Genomic DNA, 17,732 nt, shown 5'->3' on the forward strand with positions numbered 1-17,732 from the left:
GAACCCGGAAGCTAAGCCCTTCAGCGCCGATGGTACTGCACTGGTGACGGTGTGGGAGAGTAGGACGCAGCCGGACAATCATTCAGACAACCCCGCCGGGTAACCGGCGGGGTTGTCGCATTTCCCGGGGTTTTCCGCGTCCACTAGGGTTGCCTCGTGCCTGAACTCATCCCCTCCCCGACGCGTATCCCCGTTCCCGGCGGCAAGGTCATCGACGAGCACGTCGGTGCCGTCAACACTCCCGCCGCCGGCCTTCAGTCCTCTGTCTCCGTCGCCCGCATGGTGGCCCCGGCCGGCTGGTCCGAGCCCTTCCAGACGCCCGAGTTCGACGAGATCACGCTCGTGCTCGCCGGCACGGTGCTCGTCGACCACGACGGCGGCACCATCGAGGTCGGCGCCGGCCAGTCGGTGCTGACCCGGGGCGGCGAGCGCATCCGCTACTCGTGCGGCCCCGAGGGTGCCGAGTACGTCGCGGTGTGCCTGCCGGCCTTCAGCCCCGACACCGTCCACCGCGACGAGGAGTCGGCAGGGGACGCGCAGTGACCAACGGTGTGCACGACGGCATCGACGAGCTGGTACGCGCTCCCAAGGTCCTGCTGCACGACCACCTCGACGGTGGCCTGCGTCCCCAGACGGTGCTCGAGCTGGCGCAGGACTGCGGCTACGACGGCCTGCCGGAGACCACGGGGCCCGCTCTCGGCACCTGGTTCCGTGAGAGCGCCGACTCTGGTTCGCTGCCGCGCTACCTCGAGACGTTCGACCACACCCTCGCCGTCATGCAGACCCGTGAGGGCTTGTTCCGGGTGGCGAGCGAGTGCGCCCAGGACCTCGCCGCCGACGGCGTCGTCTATGCGGAGAGCCGCTACGCGCCCGAGCAGCACCTCGCCCGGGGCCTGACCCTCGAGGGCGTGGTGGAGGCCGTGAACGCCGGTCTGCGCGACGGTGAGGCCAAGGCCGCCGAGGCGGGTCACCCGATCCGGGTCACGGCGCTGCTCACGGCCATGCGGCATGCCGCCAAGTCGACCGAGATCGCAGAGCTCGCGATCCGCTACCGCGACGAGGGCGTGTCCGGCTTCGACATCGCGGGCGCCGAGGCCGGCTACCCGCCCACTCGTCACCTCGACGCCTTCGAGTACCTCCAGCGCGAGAACTTCCACTTCACCATCCACGCCGGGGAGGCCTTCGGGCTGCCCTCCATCTGGCAGGCCATCCAGTGGTGCGGGGCCGACCGTCTCGGTCACGGCGTGCGCATCGTCGACGACATCACCATCGACGGCTCGCCCTTCGCCGAGTGGGTCGAGGGCAACAAGGACGACCCCGGGGCGCTGACCGCGCTCGAGCTCGACCGCGTACGCCTGGGGCGGCTGGCGGCATACGTGCGCGACAAGCGCATCCCCCTCGAGATGTGCCCCAGCAGCAACCTGCAGACCTCGGCGGCGCCCTCCATCGCCCTGCACCCGATCACGCTGCTGCGCCGGCTGCGCTTCCGCGTCACGCTCAACACCGACAACCGGCTCATGAGTGGCACGACGATGAGCCGTGAGGCCGCGCTGCTGCGCGACGAGGCGGGGTGGACGCTCGAGGACCTGCGCTGGCTGACGATCAACGCGATGAAGTCGGCCTTCATCCCGTTCGACGAGCGGCTGGCGCTCATCGACGGGGTCATCAAGCCCGGCTACGCGGAGCTCGGCTACGAGGTGCCGCCGATCGGCTGACCAGCCACCGGAGTCGGGGGAGGCGCGTCGTGCCCATGGGTGGGCGCGTCCCCTCGGGACCGGGCGTCGTGGGCGGACGTCAGTCGGCCGCGAGGGCGGCCGAGACCGCCGCCTCGACGTGCAGACGGGTCGTCGGGAAGACCGGCACCGCGGAGTCCGACTGGTCGACGAGGAGCTCGATCTCGGTGCAGCCGAGGATGATGCCCTCGGCGCCGGCGGCCACGAGCTTGCCGATGACCTGGCGGTAGGCCTGGCGCGACTCCTCGCTGACGATCCCGAGGCACAGCTCCTCGTAGATGACGCGGTGCACGAGAGCCCGGTCGTCTGCCTGGGGCACGAGGACGGTGAGCCCGTGGCCGGCGAGCCGCTCGCGCAGGAACGGCTGCTCCATGGTGTACGCGGTCGCGAGGAGGCCCACGCGCGACAGCCCCTCGGTGCGCACCGCGGCGGCGGTGACGTCACCGATGTGGAGCAGGGGGATCGACACGGCACGCTCGACGGCGTCGGCCACCTTGTGCATCGTGTTGGTGCAGATGAGCAGCAGCTCGGCACCACCCGCCTCGAGCCCCGCGGCAGCAGTCGCCAGCAGCTCGCCGGCCTCGTCCCAGCGGCCCTCGGCCTGCAGCCGCTCGACCTCGGCGAAGTCGACCGAGTGCAACAGCAACCGGGCGGAGGCCAGTCCACCGACGCGTTCGCGCACGAGCTCGTTCGCCAGACGGTAGTACTCGGCGCTCGACTCCCAGCTCATGCCGCCGAGCATGCCGACGAGCCTCATCGGCCCGCACCCGTCCCGAGGAGGGCGGCGAGCTCGGCCTCGGCCTCCCGCGGGTGGACGCAGCGCGCGCCGTCGGAGCGTGCCTGCGCGACCACGGAGGGCTCGTCGCGCCACAGGGTGAGGCCGCGACGCACGAGGATGTGCGGTGGCTTGCGCCGCTCGGAGAGGTCTCGCACGAAGCGCCGCACGGCCGTCAGCGTGCGGTTCTGGCGCACGCAGAGAGCGTCGGCGAGCAGTCCCTCGGCCTCCAACGGCGCCACGAGGCGCCCGGCGAAGAGACCCTCGGCCAGGACGTGGTCGTGCGGGCGGGCGGTGACCGTGTGGCGTCCGGTCACCGCCGAGGCGCCGATGTCGTACACCGGCACCTCGACGGTCCCGTCGTCGACGAGCGAGCGCAGGGCCGCGACGGCTGCCGCGGCGTCCCACGAGTCGGGGTGGTCCCAGTCTGCGATGCCGAGCGGGGAGCGGGGCAGCGCGGGGTCGCTCCCGTCGCGGTAGAAGTCGTCCAGACGCACCACCGGCCAGCCGTGGGCGGCGTTGAGCCGCGCCGAGAGACGGCTCTTGCCAGACCCGCTCGGACCGGTCAGGAGGATGACGCGTCGCCGGTCGCCGGACTCGTCGTCGACCGGGGGCACCTGTCGTCCTCCCTGCTCGCTCCGCATCCGCGGCTCAGAGACCCTTGGGGTGCCAGACGGTCTTCGTCTCGACGAACGCGCGGATGCGCCCGAGACCGGGGTCGGCGTTCCAGTCGGGCTCGACCGGCCGACCGTCGACCACGGTCGGCCGGTAGACGCGCTTGAGGTTGCCGGCGGCCTCGGCCTCGAGCGCGGCCCAGTCGACACCCTCGGCCCCGGCGACGCCGGTCAGGTCGATCGCGTTGACGTCGCGGTGTGCGGCCAGCCAGGACGCGACCTCGGCCGTGCGGGCGGTGATGATGTTGACGACCCCGCCGGGAACGTCGGACGTGGCGAGCACCTCGCCGAGCGTGACGGCCGGGAGCGGGCGGTCGGCGGACGTCACGACGACCGCCGTGTTGCCCGACGCGATGACCGGCGCGATGACCGACACGAGGCCGAGCAGTGAGGAGCCTTGCGGCGCAAGTACACCCACGACGCCGGTCGGCTCGGGCGCGGACACGTTGAAGAAGGGGCCGGCGACCGGGTTGAGGCTGCCGAGCACCTGGGCGATCTTGTCGGTCCACCCGGCATACCAGACGACCCGGTCGATCGCAGCGTCGACGGCGGCGCCGGCGGCGCGCGTCGAGAGCCCTTCGCCGGCGGCGACCTCCTCGAGGAACTGGGCGCGTCGGCCCTCGAGGACCTCCGCCACGCGGTAGAGCACCTGGCCGCGGTTGTAGGGCGTCGCGCCGGACCAGCCCGCCAGCGCCGAGCGCGCCGCCACGACGGCGTCGCGGACGTCCTTGCGCGAGCCCATCGAGGCGTTGGCGAGGAACTCGCCCGTGGCAGAGACGATCTCGTAGGAGCGGCCCGACTCGCTGCGCGGGAACTTGCCGCCGATGTAGAGCTTGTAGGTCTTGCGCACGTCGAGGCGGCTCATCGGGCGGCTCCCGTCAGGGTCGCAGGGGCGGTGGTGACATAGGCCTCGAGGCCGTGGCGGCCTCCTTCGCGGCCGTAGCCCGACTCCTTGTAGCCGCCGAACGGCGACGTCGGGTCGAAGCGGTTGAAGGTGTTGGCCCAGACGACACCGGCCTTGAGCTGGTCGGCCATCCAGAGGATGCGCGAGCCCTTCTCGGTCCAGACGCCGGCCGAGAGGCCGTATGCCGTGTTGTTGGCCTTGGCGACCGCCTCCTGGGGCGTGCGGAACGTCAGCACCGACAGGACGGGACCGAAGATCTCCTCGGTGGCGACGCGGTGCGTCTGCGAGACGCCCGTGAGCACGGTCGGCGGGAACCAGAATCCCTTTGCGGGCAAAGAGCATTCGGGGCTCCAGCGCTCAGCGCCCTCGGCGACGCCGGCCTCCACGAGCGCGGTGATGCGGTCGAGCTGGGCCTTGCTGTTGATGGCGCCGAGGTCGCTGTTCTTGTCCATCGGGTCGCCGACGCGGAGCGTGCCGAGGCGACGCTTGAGCTTCGCGATGACCTGGTCGTGGACGTTCTCCTGCACGAGCAGGCGCGAGCCGGCGCAGCACACCTGACCCTGGTTGAAGAAGATGCCGTTGACGATGCCCTCGACGGCCTGGTCGACGGGGGCGTCGTCGAAGACGATGTTGGCGGCCTTGCCGCCGAGCTCGAGGGTCGCCTTCTTCGACGTGCCCGCGATCGAGCGCGCGATCATCTTGCCCACCTCGGTCGAGCCGGTGAAGGCGACCTTGTCGACGTCGGGGTGCTCGACGAGCGCCTGACCGGTGCGGCCGTCACCCGTGATGATGTTGACGACACCCGCGGGCAGGTCGGCCTGCTGGCACACCTCGGCGAAGAGCAGCGCCGAGAGCGGCGTCGTCTCGGCGGGCTTGAGCACCACCGTGTTTCCCGTCGCGAGGGCCGGCGCGATCTTCCACGCGAGCATGAGCAGCGGGAAGTTCCAGGGGATGACCTGCCCGACGACGCCGTGCGGGCGAGGGGTCTCGGCCCCGGAGGCGGACAGGCCGGCATACTCGAGCTTGTCGGCCCAGCCGGCGTGGTAGAAGAAGTGCGCGGCGGCGATCGGCACGTCGACGTCGCGGGTCTCCTTGATGGGCTTGCCGTTGTCGAGGGTCTCGAGGACGGCGAACTCGCGGGCACGCTCCTGCAGGATGCGGGCGATGCGGAAGAGGTACTTGCCGCGCTCGGCGCCGGACATCCTGCCCCACACGCCCTCGTAGGCACGACGGGCGGCGGCGACGGCCTTGTCGACGTCCTTCGGACCGGCCTGGCTGACCTCGGCCAGCACCGTCTCGTCGGCCGGGTTGATCGTCGCGAAGGTGGCCTTGGGGCGGGTGAAGGCGCCGTCGATGAAGAGTCCGTAGGACTTCTCGATCGTGACGATGGCGCGCGACTCGGGCGCCGGGGCGTACTCGAACGTGGGCATCAGGGTGTCTTTCGTGAGCTCAGTCTGTGCAGTCAAGGGCGGTCAGCGTGACGTCGTGGACCATCAGTCGATCGTCACGTAGTCGGCACCCGAGTAGGCGCCGGTCGCGAGCTTCTGACGCTGGAGGATGAGGTCGTTGAGCAGGCTCGAGGCACCGAACCGGAACCACTGCGGGGTCATCCAGTCGTCGCCGGCGATCTCGCTGACCATGACGAGGTACTTGATGGCGTCCTTGGTGGTCTTGATGCCACCGGCGGGCTTGACGCCGACCTGGACGCCCGTGAGCTCGCGCCAGTCACGGACGGCCTCGAGCATGATGAGCGTGACGGGCAGGGTCGCGGCCGGCTGCACCTTGCCGGTGGACGTCTTGATGAAGTCGCCACCCGCGAGCATCGAGAGGTAGGAGGCCCGGCGCACGTTGTCGTAGGTGACGAGCTCGCCGGTCTCCATGATCACCTTGAGGTGCGCGTCGCCGCAGGCCTGCTTGACCTCGGCGATCTGGTTGAAGACGGTGAGGTAGTCACCGGAGAGGAACGCGCCGCGGTCGATCACCATGTCGATCTCGTCGGCGCCGGCATCGACGGCGTCACGCGTGTCGGCGAGCTTGACGGGCAGGCTGGCGCGTCCCGACGGGAACGCCGTCGCGACCGCTGCGACGTGGATGCCGCTGTCGCCGAGGGCCGCCTTCGCCGTCGCGACCATGTCGCCGTAGACGCAGATGGCGGCCGGACGCGGCGTCGTGGGGTCGAGGGCGTCGGGCACGAGCGCCTTCGCGCACAGCGACCGGACCTTGCCGACGGTGTCGGCGCCCTCGAGCGTGGTCAGGTCGATCATCCCGATCGCGGTGTCGATGGCCCAGGCCTTGCTGGTGGTCTTGACCGACCGGGTGCCGAGGGACGCCGCGCGGCCCTCGCAGCCGACCTGGTCGACGCCGGGCAGGCCGTGGAGCCACGAGGTGAGGGCATGGTTCGTCAGGCGCGACACCCCGAGGACGTCACGCGCCTGCGCGGTGAGTTCCTGCGCGGAGCGCGTCGTGGTGCTAACAGTCACCACGGGAGTCTATCCACCATTCGAGACGGGCCGTGACGCGTGAGAGAGTGCCACCGTGAGTCCCGATCCGCAGCACTCCGGGCCCCCGCGGCCGACGCCGGGCACCGGCAGCCCCGAGGCCCGAACCCTCCGGCCGGGCTCGTCCGTCGCTGTCGGTGTGGTCGCGGCCCTGGCCGCTCTCGCACTGCTCGTGCCCGCCCTGCTGACGCCGCCGCGCAGCTGGTCGCTCATCTCGGCCATCGTGCTGGTGCTGGTGCTCGTGTGGCTCTTCGTCGTGCGTCCGTGCGTCGTCATCCACGCCGACGGCGTGCGCATCGTGAACCCCATGCGCACGGCCGAGCTCACGTGGCCGGTGATCACCGAGGTGCGGTCGCGCTGGGCGCTCGAGCTCGTCGCCGGGGGCACCCGCTACACGGCATGGGGCGTACCAGCCGACCCGGGCCGTCCCCGGTACGGCCGCGGCCTGCTGACCGTCGGGGCGAACCAGGTGCGCGGACGCGGCACGTCCGAGCTGCCGACGAAGTCCAAGGTCCAGGCCCAGGTCGTCGCTGCGGAGGTCGAGGAGCGCATCGCGGCCGACCGCCGGCGCAAGGACGGCCGCACCCCCCGCATCGCGACCCGCGCGTGGGACCCCGTCCCGGTCGGGCTCCTGCTGGCCGCGATCGCCTTCTTCGTCATCGCGACGTTCATCGCCTGAACCCCCGGCGCCGGTCTCGCGGCGGCGTCAGAGCGACGTCAGCCGCTCCATGTCGGCTCGTACGGATGCCAGCCGGGTCTCGGCGACGGCCCTTGACTCGCCCAGGCCAGCGGCATCGGCCACCGGCTCGATGACCTCGAGGTAGACCTTGACCTTCGGCTCGGTACCGCTGGGGCGCACGATGATGCGGGACCGGTCGGCCAGGTGGAAACGCAGGCCCTCGGTCGGCGGCAGGCCGCCGTCGCCACGGGCGAGGTCGTCGGTGCGGGCCACCTCGATGCCGGCCACCGCGGCCGGCGGTTCGTCGCGCAATCGGCCCAGGAGGGTCTCGGTCTGGGCGAGGTCGGAGACCCGCACCGAGAAGGAGTCGGTGGCGTGCACGCCGTGCTCGACGGCGAGGTCGTCGAGCAGGTCGGTGAGGGTGCGACCCTCGGCCTTGAGGGTCGCGGCGAGCTCGGCCAGCAGCAGTGCCGCGCTGATGCCGTCCTTGTCGCGCACGAGGCTGGGCGCGACGCAGTAGCCGAGGGCCTCCTCGTAGCCGAACCGCAGCCGGCGCACGCGCGAGATCCACTTGAAGCCCGTGAGGGTCTCCTCGTGCGCGAGCTTGGCGCCCCTGGCGATCGAGGCGAGCAGCCGCGAGGAGACGATGGAGTTGGCGAAGACGTCACGGCGTGACACCCCGCGGCGCACCACGTGGGCGCCGAGCAGCGCCCCGACCTCGTCGCCCCGCAGCATGCGCCAGTCGCCGAGCGCCGGGTCGAGCACCGCGGCGGCGCACCGGTCGGCGTCGGGGTCGCTCGCGATGACGAGGTCGCAGCCGACGGCACGAGCCCGCGAGAGGGCCAGGTCGATGGCGCCCTTCTCCTCGGGGTTGGGAAAGGCGACGGTCGGGAAGTCGGGGTCGGGCACGGCCTGCTCGTCGACGGCGACGGGTGCTGCGAAACCTGCCTTGACGAAGGCGGCGTGCACGGTGCCGTGGCCGACGCCGTGCAGGCTCGTGTGGACGACGCTGAGGTCGCGCGGCGAGTCGGGGTCGACCACCGTGGCGACGGCGTCGATGTAGTCCTCGAGCAGGTTGTCGCCGAGCGTCTCCCAGCCCTCGGCCACGCGGGGGACCTCGGCGACCCGTTCGACGCGGCCGATGTGGGCCGCGATGTCTGCGTCGGCCGGCGGGACGATCTGGCTGCCGTCGCCGAGGTACACCTTGTAGCCGTTGTCCTGTGGTGGGTTGTGGCTCGCGGTGACCATGACGCCCGCATCGGCGCCGAGGTGGCGGATGGCGAAGGCGAGGACGGGCGTCGGCAGCGGCTGCGGCAGTAGCAGCGCGCGCCCACCGGCCGCGACGACGACGGCCGCGGTGTCGCGGGCGAAGACGTCGGAGTTGTAGCGCGCGTCGTAGCCGATGACGACCGTCGGGTGTTCGCCCGCCGCCCCGTCGCTCTTGAGGTATGCCGTCAGGCCGGCCGCTGCACGGATGACCACGCTGCGGTTCATCCGTTTCGGGCCCGCCCCGAGCGCTCCGCGCAGCCCTGCCGTGCCGAACTCGAGCAGGCCGGACATGCGGTCGGTGAGGTCGGCCACGGCCGCGCCGTCGCCGTCGGTGGCGCGCGTCAGGAGGGTGTCGAGCTCGGCCCGGGTCGTCGGGTCGGGGTCGTCGTCGCGCCAGGCCCGCGCGGCGGCATACACGGTCTCGGTGGTGCCCACGGTGGTCATCACAGGCGCCCCACGACGGCCGCGAGCAGGCGCCCGCACCGTTCGGCGGCGAGCTGGCCGGCCTCGAGCACCTCGTCGTGGCTCAGCGGAGAGTCGGAGATGCCGGCCGCGAGGTTCGTGACGAGCGAGATGCCCAGGACGTCGAGCCCGCTCTGGCGGGCGGCGATGGCCTCGAGCGTCGTCGACATGCCGACGAGGTCACCGCCGATGACCTTGGCCATCTGCACCTCGGCAGGTGTCTCGTAGTGCGGCCCGCGGAACTGGACGTAGACGCCCTCGTCGAGGTCGGGGTCGACCTCCCGCGCGATGTCGCGCAGCCGGGGCGTGTAGACGTCGGTGAGGTCGACGAAGTTCGCGCCCTCGATGGGGGAGTGGGCCGTGAGGTTGATGTGGTCGCGGATGAGCACCGGGGTGCCCGGCGCCCACGCGGGGTTGAGGCCGCCGCAACCGTTGGTGAGCACGATGGTCGAGCAGCCGGCGGCCTTCGCCGTGCGCACACCGTGGACGACCGACCGGACGCCGCGACCCTCGTAGAAGTGGGTGCGGGTGCCGAAGACGAGGGCCCGGCGGCCGGTGTCTCCGATCGCCACCGAGCGCATGCTGCCCGAGTGGCCGAGCACGGCGGCCTTGTGGAAGCCGGGCACGTCGGCGTTCTCGACCGTGGCGACCGTCTCGCCGATGAGGTCGGCCGTCTGGCCCCACCCCGAACCGAGCACGAGAGCCACGTCGTGGCTCTCGACGCCCGTGCGCTCGGCGATCACGGCGGCCGCGTCGGCGGCGACCTCGAACGGGTCGGTGGAGGGGTCGTTGAGGTCACGGGGGGAGCTGTTCACGATGTGGACTCTAGCGAGGTCGTCCGCGGCGGCGCACCGGTCCCGCCCGCGGTGCGGAGCCCGGCTTCCGGGCTGTACGGGGGATGGTTGGATGGAGCCCGTGATCACGCGCGAGACATCCGTTGTCATCATCGGGGGTGGCCCGGGCGGCTACGAGGCGGCACTCGTCGCCGCGCAGCTCGGTGCCCGGGTCACGATCGTCGAGCGTGACGGGCTGGGCGGCGCCGCCGTGCTCACGGACTGCGTCCCGAGCAAGGCACTCATCGCCACGGCCGACTACATGTCCGACTTCCAGACCGCCTCGCAGCTCGGCGTGCGGCTCCAGGACGACGACGGCGACGAGGTCTCGGACGCCGTCGCCCAGGCCCGGACCGTCAACGGCCGCATCCTCGAGCTCGCGGCCGCCCAGAGCGCCGACATCCAGGGCAGTCTCGAGCAGGTCGGCGTCACCGTGCTGCGCGGCACGGCCCGCGTCGCCGGGCGTGAGCAGGTCGTCGCCGAGCTCGCCGACGGGACGACGCAGGAGCTGCCCGCGAACGTCGTGCTCGTCGCCACCGGCGCGGCGCCCCGCATCATGGACACGATGCGTCCCGACGGTGAGCGCATCCTCACCTGGCAGCAGATCTACTCGCTCGAGGAGCTGCCGGAGCGGATCATCGTCATCGGGTCCGGCGTCACCGGCGCCGAGCTCGCCCAGGCCTACCTCGGCCTCGGCTCCCAGGTCGTGCTGGTCTCCTCGCGCGACCGCGTGCTGCCCGGTGAGGACGCCGACGCCGCCACCGTCATCGAGGACGTCTTCCGCAAGCGTGGCATGGAGGTCCTCAACAAGTCGCGGGCGGCTTCCGTGGAGCGCACAGCCGACGGTGTGCTGGTCACGCTCGTCGACGGCCGCACCGTCGAGGGCAGCCACGCCCTGCTCGCCGTCGGCTCGGTGCCGAACACGGCCGGCATGGGGCTCGAGGAGGCCGGCGTCGAGCTCAGCCCTTCGGGCCACATCCAGGTCGACCGCGTCTCGCGCACGAGCGTCGGCGGGATCTACGCGGCGGGCGACTGCACGGGGGTCCTGCCCCTCGCCTCCGTCGCCGCCATGCAGGGCCGCATCGCCATGTGGCACGCCCTGGGCGACGCCGTCGCGCCGCTCAACGTGCACGGCGTCGCCGCGAACATCTTCACCGAGCCCGAGATCGCCACCGTGGGCATCGGCCAGGGCGCCGCCGACGAGTCACCCGACGTCGAGTCGGTCATGCTGCCGCTGGCCCGCAACCCGAGGGCCAAGATGCAGGGCATCTCCGACGGGTTCGTCAAGCTCTTCTGCCGCAAGGGTTACGGCACGGTGCTCGGTGGGGTCGTCGTCGCGCCGAAGGCGTCCGAGCTCGTCTTCCCGGTCGCGCTCGCCGTGCAGAACCGGCTGAGCGTCGACCAGGTGTCGAGCACCATCACCGTCTACCCGTCGCTCTCCGGATCGATCGCCGAGGCGGCGCGGCAGCTGCACCAGTCCGACTGAGCCGCAACGGAACAGGGGGCCCGGCCTGTTCGGCCAGAAGGTCGCAGCGGCTGCTCGGTCAGGGCGTGTCGTCGGGGCGCTGCGGGCCGTCCTGCTTCTCGCGCTCGAGCTGGGCCTGACGGTCCTCCTCGGCCCAGCGCTCCTTGCGCCTGCGCGACACGGCCTCGCGCAGCTTCTTCTGGAGCGGGTAGACGACCGCCGCCACGACGATGAGGATGATCAGGTTCGTCACCGAGAAGGCCGGCGGGTTCGAGGTCGCGGTGGCCAGGGTCGCAAGCACATGAGCAGTGTGCCAGAGGCGTAACGTCGAGCCCGTGCCGGCGTCGTCGGCACGTCAGGGGAGCACGCCGTGCCCGTCGGCAGCGCCCTGACCGGTCTGACCGTGGAGGCACGCAGTGAGCGACTGGATCGACAAGGCCAAGGACTTCATCAAGGGCCATCCCGAGCAGGCCGAGCAGGGGCTCGAGAAGGCCGAGGAGCTCATCAACGAGCGCACCGGCGGCAAGTACGCCGACCAGGTCGACAAGGGGGCCGACGCCGTACGCGGGCAGCTGGGTCTGCCGGACGACGACGCCAGTACGCCGCCCCCGACCCCTCCGACGCCCGGGCCGCCGCCCACGCCGGGGCCCGCCCCGACGCCCGAGCCGGGCCCCGCTCCGACGCCCGAGCCCAGCCCGACTCCCGAGCCCGGACCGACGCCCGAGCCGACGCCTGGGCCCGCACCAGCTCCCGGGCCGGTGCCGCCGGTCAACCCGAACGACCCCTCTCCCGTCGACCCGCGGCTCCCCGGCAGCCCCGGTCCGTCGGAGATCCCGCCCGGCGGCAACCCGGCCGGTGAGCAGGACCTGCCGGGTTCTCCCGACCCGAGCGGCACCGGGAACCGGGGCGGTGGCGACATCACCCCGGGAGACCCGCCCAGGGGCTGAGCACGTCGCGGACGTGACGAGGGCCGCCCCACCACGACGGTGGGGCGGCCCTCGACGCGTACGGACCTGCGTGGCCGGTTGGCTCAGCCCTCGACGTCCTTGATCTCGGCGAGGACGGCGCCGGAGGTGACGGTCTCGCCGACCTTGGCGGTGAGGCCGGTGAGGACGCCGTCCTTGTGGGCGGTGATGGGCTGCTCCATCTTCATGGCCTCGAGCACGATGACGAGGTCGCCGGCCGCGACGGTCGAGCCCTCCTCGACGGCGATCTTGACGATGGTGCCCTGCATGGGGGCGGTGAGGGAGTCGCCGGAGGCGGCGCCGCCGGACCTGCCGCCACCGGAGCGCTTGGGAGCCTTCTTCTTCGCGGCGGAGCCGCCACCGCCGCCGAGCGACAGGCCGCCGGGCAGCGAGACCTCGAGCCGTTTGCCACCGACCTCGACGACGACGGTCTGGCGCTCCTCGGGCTCGGCCCCGTCAGCGCTGCCACCGGGCCCGCCGGCATACGGCTGAACGGTGTTGTCCCACTCGGTCTCGATCCAGCGGGTGTGGATCGTGAACGGGGTGCCGTCGGCCGGGGCGAAGGCGGGGTCGGCGACGACGGCGCGGTGGAACGGCACGACGGTCGGCATGCCGTCGATGGTCAGCTCGGCCAGGGCGCGGCGGGAGCGTTCGATGGCCTGCTCGCGGGTGCGGCCCGTGACGATGAGCTTGGCGATCATCGAGTCGAACGCGCCGGCGACGGTGTCGCCCTCGACGATGCCGGCGTCCCAGCGCACACCGGGGCCGTGCGGCACGACCATGGTGGTCACGGTGCCCGGGGCGGGGAGGAAGCCGCGGCCGGCGTCCTCGCCGTTGATGCGGAACTCGATGGAGTGGGCGTGCGGCTCGGGGTCGCCGTAGTCGAGGCTCTCGCCGTTCGCGATGCGGAACTGCTCGCGCACGAGGTCGATGCCGGTGACCTCCTCGGTCACGGGGTGCTCGACCTGCAGGCGGGTGTTGACCTCGAGGAAGCTGATGTCGCCCTGGGGGCCGACGAGGAACTCGCAGGTGCCGGCGCCGACGTAGCCGGCCTCCTTGAGGATGGCCTTGGACGCGCGGAGCAGCTCGGCGTGCTGCTCGTCGGTGAGGAACGGCGCGGGGGCCTCCTCGACGAGCTTCTGGTTGCGCCGCTGCAGGGAGCAGTCGCGAGTCGAGACGACGACGACGTTGCCGTGCTGGTCGGCCAGGCACTGGGTCTCGACGTGCCGCGGGCGATCGAGGAAGCGCTCGACGAAGCACTCGCCGCGGCCGAACGCCGTGACGGCCTCGCGCACGGCCGACTCGTACAGGTCGGGGATCTCCTCCATCGTGCGGGCGACCTTGAGGCCGCGTCCGCCGCCGCCGTAGGCCGCCTTGATCGCCACCGGGAGGCCGTGCTCCTCGGCGAAGGCGACGACCTCGTCGGCGCCGCCGACGGGGTCCTTCGTGCCGGGCACGAGCGGTGCTCCGGCCTTGGTGGCGATGTGGCGGGCCTTGACCTTGTCGCCGAGGGAGTCGATCGCCTCGGGGCCGGGGCCGATCCAGATGAGGCCGGCGTCGAGGACGGCCTGGGCGAACCCGGCGTTCTCGGCGAGGAAGCCGTACCCGGGGTGCACGGCGTCGGCGCCGGACTGCTTGGCTACCTCGAGGAGCTTGTCGACAAGCAGGTAGCTCTCTCCGGGGGTCGAACCACCGAGGGCGTACGCCTCGTCGGCCACCTTGACGTGCAGGGCATCCCGGTCGGGGTCCGCGTAGACCGCCACCGAGGCGATGCCGCTGTCCGCGCACGCCCGCGCGATGCGGACCGCGATCTCACCACGATTTGCGATCAGAACCTTGCTGATGGATGCCATGGCTCGGACTCTATCGGGCTGACGTCACGTCAATTCCGCCTCCAAAGGCGTATTCCCGGCCGTCTCGGAGTGAGGTCCGGCACATCACCGCCGGCACTCTCGACCTAGCGTGGAAGCCATGACCACACACGTATCGGTCCCCGCTGTCAGCCTCGGCCACGCCTCCACCCCGGATCTGGCCATCCCGCAGGTCGGCTTCGGCGTCTGGGAGGTTCCGGACGCCGACGTCGACGCCGCCGTCGGCCGCGCCCTCGACGTCGGCTACCGCCACATCGACACGGCCCGCATCTACGGCAACGAGGAGGGCGTCGGCCGCGTCCTCGCCCGCGACGACGTCGACCGCGACGACGTCTTCGTCACGACGAAGGTCTGGAACGACGACCACCGCAACGTGCCGGCGGCCTTCGACGCCTCGATGGGTCGCCTCGGCATCGACGTCCTCGACCTCTACCTCATCCACTGGCCGGCGCCGCAGCAGGACTCGTACGTCGACGCCTGGCGGGCCATGCTCGAGCTGCAGGAGCACGGCCGGGTCCGTTCGGTCGGTGTCTGCAACTTCCAGCCGGCCCACCTGCAGCGCCTCCTCGACGAGACCGGTGTGCTGCCGTCCGTCAACCAGATCGAGCTCTCCCCGTACCTCCAGCAGGAGGAGCTGCGCGCGTTCCACGCGGAGCACGGGATCGTGACCGAGGCCTGGAGCCCGCTCGCGGCCCGCGCCGGGCTGCTCGAGGACCCGGTCGTCACCGGACTCGCCACCAAGCACGGCGTCACGCCGGGGCAGGTCGCGCTGCGGTGGCACCTGGAGATCGGCAACGTCGTGCTCACCCGGTCCGTCACGCCGGAGCGCATCGACGCGAACCTCGACCTGTTCGGCTTCGCGCTGGACGACGACGACCTTGCCGCCATCCGTGGCCTCGACCGGGGCACGAGGACCGGTCCCGACCCTGACACCTTCGGCTGAGCAGGCCGGGTCCGAGGTCGCTGCCAGACACTAGATTGGCTCGCATGGGACTGTTCTCGCGGAAGGACAAGAGCGACCTCGAGTCGTCCTCGGACCCGGCCCCCGCCGCCGACTCCGACGAGCTCGGCGACCCCGGCGCGTCGGACTTCACCGGGCGCCCGGTCACGGAGCCGCTGGGTGACGCCGAGCGCAGCCGCATCGACGCCGCGCTCGCCCACGCGGCCCAGGCGGGCGTCGACGTCGACGACCTGGGCTCGATCAGCGCCCACTACGACGACGCCTACCGCCGGTGGGCCGCGAGCGCGGGGACCGACGGCGACGGTTCCGACGTCATCGTCGACACCTTCGCCACGGCCATCGGCGAGCACCTCGCGCGCCACAGCGCCCGCGAGTGGGCGGTCGTCACCGACGTCTTCGGCACCGACCTCGGCCTCGTCGCAGCGCGCGCCGACACGGTCGTCGTCCCCCACAACCTCGTCGGCGCCCGGTGGATGCGCGGCGAGACCGGGTGGATCCCGGGCGTCGTCTCGCACCTGGTGAGGATCCGTCCGCGGGCCAGCTGAGGTGCCTCCTAGGATCTCTGGCATGGCCACGGACGAACGGCGCGTCAAGCGCGAGCTCGAAGAGGGCATCGAACGCGACTTCACGCGCAAGATGTCGTACGGCGACTACCTGCGGCTCGACACGCTGCTCAGCTCGCAGCAGCCCCTCAGCGACCCGCCGCAGCACGACGAGCTCCTCTTCATCATCCAGCACCAGACGTCGGAGCTCTGGCTCAAGCTCTTGATCCACGAGCTGCGTTCTGCCCGAAAGCTGCTCGGCGAAGACGAGCTGGCGCCGGCCCTCAAGCGGCTGGCCCGGGTCAAGCACATCCAGCACACCCTCACCGACCAGTGGTCGGTGCTCGCGACCCTGACGCCCAGCGAGTACGCCGAGATCCGCCCGTTCCTCGCGACGAGCTCGGGCTTCCAGTCGGCTCAGTACCGCGAGGTCGAGTTCCTCCTCGGCAACAAGAACGCCGACATGGTCGCCGTCTTCTCGCACGACGAGACCGCCCGCGCCGAGCTCGATGCGCTGCTTCACGAGCCGAGCCTCTACGACGAGTTCCTCGCCTACCTGTCCAGGCGCGGGTACGCCGTGCCCTCCCACCTGCTCGACCGTGACTGGACCCAGCCCTACCGTCTCGACCAGGGCCTCGTCGACGTCTTCGCCGCGGTGTACTCCGAGCCGCACGAGCACTGGGGCGTCTACGAGACGTGTGAGGAGCTGGTCGACCTCGAGGACAACTTCCAGCAGTGGCGGTTCCGTCACCTGCAGGTGGTGCAGCGCACCATCGGGCAGAAGACCGGCACGGGTGGGTCGAGCGGCGTCGACTTCCTGCGCCGGGCCCTCGACCTGACGTTCTTCCCCGAGCTCTACGAGGTGCGGACCAGGGTCGGAGGCTGACCGTGGCGCGGGACTGGGACGAGCGAGCGGATGTGCTTGCGGCGCAAGCGATCTCGCAGGGCGTTCCCACAGCGTGGTTCGACCGGTTGTATGCCGAGGGGTCCTCGGGAGTCGTCGGCATGCCGTGGGACCGGACCGACCCGTCGCCGGTCCTGAGGCAGTGGGCGGAGTCACAGGGGCTCGAAGGACGCGGGCGACGTGGCGTCGTGGTCGGTTGCGGTCTCGGAGCCGATGCCGAGTACCTCGCAGCCCTCGGCTTCGACACGGTGGCCTTCGACGTCGCGCCGACGGCGGTCCGGGTGGCGCAGGACCGGCACCCGGGCAGCGCCGTCGACTACCGCGTGGCCGATCTGCTCGACCTGCCGGAGGAGTGGCTCGGCGCCTTCGACCTCGTCATCGAGGTCTACACCGTCCAGGCGCTGCCCGACCCACCGCGGTCCGATGCGGTGCGCGGCGTGCGCAGTCTCGTCGCGCCGGGCGGCACGCTGTTCGCGGTCGCCTTCCGGTCGGACGGCGAGTCCGACGCCACGACGGGTCCGCCGTTCGCGCTGAGCCGTGGTCGCATGCAGTCGTTCGAGGGTGACGGCCTCGAGGCGGTCGAGGTGACTGCCGTCGAGGACGAGCGGTGGCGAGCCGTGTTCCGCCGGTGAACCGTGGGGCACCTCATCCGGTGGTGCCACGTCGAGGCGCGCCGGGAACGGCGGCCAGCACACGGTGCTCGCCACAGCCACGTCGCTGGGTCGGGGCGGGTCAGGTGGTCAGGCCGCGGTCTTGGCGCGGACCTGGCGCTTGATGCGGCCGAGCATGGCGACCATGCCGCGCATGCGCAGCGGCGAGACCGCCTCGGCAAGACCGAAACGCATCGGCGCGTCGTCGGGAACGGCGAGAACCTCCGCGGCGCTGAGTCCGTCGAGACCCTCGTGCAGGATGCCGGCGAACCCGCGGGTCGTCGGCGCCTCGGCCGGTGCGTCGAAGAAGATGTTGACCACCCGGTCGTCCAGCGACGCGCCGTCCGCCACCTCGACCGTCAGGAACAGGGGCGACTGGCACTCGTCGACGCGCTCGAGCTGGTCGAGGTGACCGGCATACCGCTCGGGCAGGCCGGGCAGCTCGTCGCTGAACTCGAGCAGCAGCTGCAGCTTGAGCTCGTTGCTCGCCGACCGGAAGTCATCGGCGATCTCGGCCAACGACGCGGGCAGGGGCGTGTCGCTCATG

General features: G+C 71.7%; 19 protein-coding genes and 1 rRNA gene. 10 read left to right on the forward strand and 10 right to left on the reverse strand.

Annotation, left to right across the window (positions count from 1 at the left end; genetic code table 11):
• The 3 genes from rrf to ACFQ2V_RS13035 all read left to right on the forward strand — a co-directional run.
• Positions 1 to 76 (forward strand): 5S ribosomal RNA (rrf, locus tag ACFQ2V_RS21265); the annotation flags it as partial.
• 80 nt (positions 77 to 156) lie between these two features.
• Positions 157 to 543: a cupin domain-containing protein gene (locus ACFQ2V_RS13030; protein ID WP_386053166.1), complete on the forward strand. Its 387-nt coding sequence runs from the start codon at positions 157 to 159 to the stop codon at positions 541 to 543.
• Positions 540 to 1,715 carry an adenosine deaminase gene (locus ACFQ2V_RS13035; RefSeq protein ID WP_386053167.1) on the forward strand — a complete coding sequence of 392 codons (1,176 nt, stop codon included), beginning with the start codon at positions 540 to 542 and terminating at the stop codon, positions 1,713 to 1,715. The genes ACFQ2V_RS13030 and ACFQ2V_RS13035 overlap by 4 nt, the downstream gene beginning before the upstream one ends.
• Positions 1,716 to 1,794: 79 nt before the next feature.
• Here the strand turns inward: ACFQ2V_RS13035 and ACFQ2V_RS13040 are convergent, their stop codons facing one another.
• From ACFQ2V_RS13040 to deoC, 5 genes are all read right to left on the reverse strand, one after another.
• Positions 1,795 to 2,490: an aspartate/glutamate racemase family protein gene (locus tag ACFQ2V_RS13040; protein WP_386053168.1), complete on the reverse strand. Its 696-nt coding sequence runs from the start codon at positions 2,488 to 2,490 to the stop codon at positions 1,795 to 1,797.
• Complete coding sequence (locus ACFQ2V_RS13045) at positions 2,487 to 3,125, reverse strand: uridine kinase family protein (protein WP_386053170.1); 639 nt, start codon at positions 3,123 to 3,125, stop codon at positions 2,487 to 2,489. Before ACFQ2V_RS13045 ends, ACFQ2V_RS13040 begins: the two co-directional genes overlap by 4 nt.
• A 34-nt stretch (positions 3,126 to 3,159) precedes the next feature.
• On the reverse strand, positions 3,160 to 4,047 hold the full coding sequence (locus ACFQ2V_RS13050) for an aldehyde dehydrogenase family protein (RefSeq protein ID WP_386053172.1): 888 nt from the start codon (positions 4,045 to 4,047) through the stop codon (positions 3,160 to 3,162).
• Complete coding sequence (locus ACFQ2V_RS13055; protein ID WP_386053173.1) at positions 4,044 to 5,516, reverse strand: aldehyde dehydrogenase family protein; 1,473 nt, start codon at positions 5,514 to 5,516, stop codon at positions 4,044 to 4,046. Before ACFQ2V_RS13055 ends, ACFQ2V_RS13050 begins: the two co-directional genes overlap by 4 nt.
• 63 nt (positions 5,517 to 5,579) lie before the next feature.
• Positions 5,580 to 6,566 carry a deoxyribose-phosphate aldolase gene (gene deoC / locus ACFQ2V_RS13060; protein WP_449343046.1) on the reverse strand — a complete coding sequence of 329 codons (987 nt, stop codon included), beginning with the start codon at positions 6,564 to 6,566 and terminating at the stop codon, positions 5,580 to 5,582.
• A 55-nt stretch (positions 6,567 to 6,621) separates the two neighbouring features.
• Here deoC and ACFQ2V_RS13065 point away from each other — a divergent pair, with 55 nt between their 5' ends.
• Positions 6,622 to 7,263, forward strand: a complete 642-nt coding sequence (locus ACFQ2V_RS13065) for a PH domain-containing protein (RefSeq protein WP_386053175.1) — start codon at positions 6,622 to 6,624, stop codon at positions 7,261 to 7,263.
• 27 nt (positions 7,264 to 7,290) lie between these two features.
• Here ACFQ2V_RS13065 and ACFQ2V_RS13070 read toward each other — a convergent pair whose 3' ends face one another.
• Complete coding sequence (locus tag ACFQ2V_RS13070) at positions 7,291 to 8,976, reverse strand: phospho-sugar mutase (RefSeq protein ID WP_386053176.1); 1,686 nt, start codon at positions 8,974 to 8,976, stop codon at positions 7,291 to 7,293.
• Positions 8,976 to 9,809 carry a purine-nucleoside phosphorylase gene (locus ACFQ2V_RS13075; RefSeq protein WP_386053178.1) on the reverse strand — a complete coding sequence of 278 codons (834 nt, stop codon included), beginning with the start codon at positions 9,807 to 9,809 and terminating at the stop codon, positions 8,976 to 8,978. The genes ACFQ2V_RS13070 and ACFQ2V_RS13075 overlap by 1 nt, the downstream gene beginning before the upstream one ends.
• Before the next feature lie 91 nt (positions 9,810 to 9,900).
• Here ACFQ2V_RS13075 and ACFQ2V_RS13080 point away from each other — a divergent pair, with 91 nt between their 5' ends.
• Positions 9,901 to 11,313 (forward strand): NAD(P)H-quinone dehydrogenase, encoded by a 1,413-nt coding sequence (locus ACFQ2V_RS13080; protein WP_386053179.1) that lies wholly within the window; start codon positions 9,901 to 9,903, stop codon positions 11,311 to 11,313.
• A gap of 58 nt (positions 11,314 to 11,371) precedes the next feature.
• Here ACFQ2V_RS13080 and ACFQ2V_RS13085 read toward each other — a convergent pair whose 3' ends face one another.
• A complete protein-coding gene (locus ACFQ2V_RS13085; RefSeq protein ID WP_386053180.1) occupies positions 11,372 to 11,593 on the reverse strand; it encodes a hypothetical protein in 222 nt (73 codons plus the stop codon).
• A gap of 115 nt (positions 11,594 to 11,708) precedes the next feature.
• On the opposite strand from ACFQ2V_RS13085, the gene ACFQ2V_RS13090 reads away from it, so the two are divergent.
• Positions 11,709 to 12,239 (forward strand): antitoxin, encoded by a 531-nt coding sequence (locus ACFQ2V_RS13090; protein WP_386053182.1) that lies wholly within the window; start codon positions 11,709 to 11,711, stop codon positions 12,237 to 12,239.
• An 83-nt stretch (positions 12,240 to 12,322) separates the two neighbouring features.
• Here the strand turns inward: ACFQ2V_RS13090 and ACFQ2V_RS13095 are convergent, their stop codons facing one another.
• Complete coding sequence (locus ACFQ2V_RS13095) at positions 12,323 to 14,110, reverse strand: acetyl/propionyl/methylcrotonyl-CoA carboxylase subunit alpha (RefSeq protein WP_386053183.1); 1,788 nt, start codon at positions 14,108 to 14,110, stop codon at positions 12,323 to 12,325.
• A 118-nt stretch (positions 14,111 to 14,228) separates the two neighbouring features.
• Here ACFQ2V_RS13095 and ACFQ2V_RS13100 point away from each other — a divergent pair, with 118 nt between their 5' ends.
• The 4 genes from ACFQ2V_RS13100 to ACFQ2V_RS13115 are packed head-to-tail and all read left to right on the forward strand — an operon-like array spanning position 14,229 to position 17,167.
• Entirely contained in the window at positions 14,229 to 15,071 is an 843-nt protein-coding gene (locus ACFQ2V_RS13100) for an aldo/keto reductase (protein WP_386053185.1), read from the forward strand.
• A gap of 44 nt (positions 15,072 to 15,115) precedes the next feature.
• Positions 15,116 to 15,634 carry a DUF3806 domain-containing protein gene (locus ACFQ2V_RS13105; RefSeq protein WP_386053186.1) on the forward strand — a complete coding sequence of 173 codons (519 nt, stop codon included), beginning with the start codon at positions 15,116 to 15,118 and terminating at the stop codon, positions 15,632 to 15,634.
• Positions 15,635 to 15,656: 22 nt separating this feature from the next.
• Entirely contained in the window at positions 15,657 to 16,517 is an 861-nt protein-coding gene (gene kynA, locus ACFQ2V_RS13110) for a tryptophan 2,3-dioxygenase (protein WP_386053187.1), read from the forward strand.
• 2 nt (positions 16,518 to 16,519) lie between these two features.
• Positions 16,520 to 17,167: a class I SAM-dependent methyltransferase gene (locus tag ACFQ2V_RS13115; protein ID WP_386053188.1), complete on the forward strand. Its 648-nt coding sequence runs from the start codon at positions 16,520 to 16,522 to the stop codon at positions 17,165 to 17,167.
• Positions 17,168 to 17,275: 108 nt separating this feature from the next.
• On the opposite strand, the gene ACFQ2V_RS13120 is transcribed toward ACFQ2V_RS13115, so the two are convergent.
• Positions 17,276 to 17,731, reverse strand: a complete 456-nt coding sequence (locus ACFQ2V_RS13120) for a SufE family protein (RefSeq protein WP_386053190.1) — start codon at positions 17,729 to 17,731, stop codon at positions 17,276 to 17,278.
• Position 17,732 lies beyond the last annotated feature (1 nt).

This window comes from Terrabacter terrigena, assembly GCF_042676085.1.
Taxonomy (GTDB): Bacteria; Actinomycetota; Actinomycetes; order Actinomycetales; family Dermatophilaceae; genus Terrabacter; species Terrabacter terrigena.